Annotated in this window: 1 pseudogene; it reads left to right on the forward strand. The window is 71.0% G+C overall.

Annotation, left to right across the window (positions count from 1 at the left end):
• Positions 1 to 11: 11 nt before the first annotated feature.
• A pseudogene (locus N864_RS22980) lies at positions 12 to 534 on the forward strand (IS1380 family transposase); the annotation flags it as partial.

Consider the following 534-nt stretch of genomic DNA (forward strand, 5'->3'; position numbering starts at 1 on the left):
GCATCTCGTAGGTGAAACTCTCTCACACCCTCACCCGCACCTCCGCGGTGTTCGACGACCCGAATCTCGTGTCGGCCGCAGGCCTGGTCCCGCTCCTGGCCCTGGCGGACCGGGCGCGCCTGCGGGAACTGGCCCATGAGCACCTGAGCGTGCCCACGGACAAGGGCGCGAACGCCGGCCTGAAGGTCGCCTCGCTCGTGGCCGGGATGGTCGCCGGCGCCGACAGCATCGATGACATGGCCCTGCTGCGCCACGGCGGGATGGGCCGGATCTTCGCCCGCGCGTACGCCCCGTCGACGCTCGGGTCGTTCCTGCGCACGTTCACCTTCGGGCACGTCCGGCAACTCGACGCGGTCGCCGCCAGGTTCCTGCTCGCGCTGGCCCGCATGGCCGGGCTGACCCCACCGGTCCCGGCACCATTGCCCGCTGGCGACGAGGCGGGAGCGGGCGGCGGGTACGCCTTCGTCGACGTGGACGACACGATCATCGAGGTCCACGGCCACGCCAAGCAGACATCCCATGTCGAAACGCTGT

The organism is Intrasporangium chromatireducens Q5-1 (assembly GCF_000576575.1).
GTDB classification, from domain to species: Bacteria; Actinomycetota; Actinomycetes; order Actinomycetales; family Dermatophilaceae; genus Intrasporangium_A; species Intrasporangium_A chromatireducens.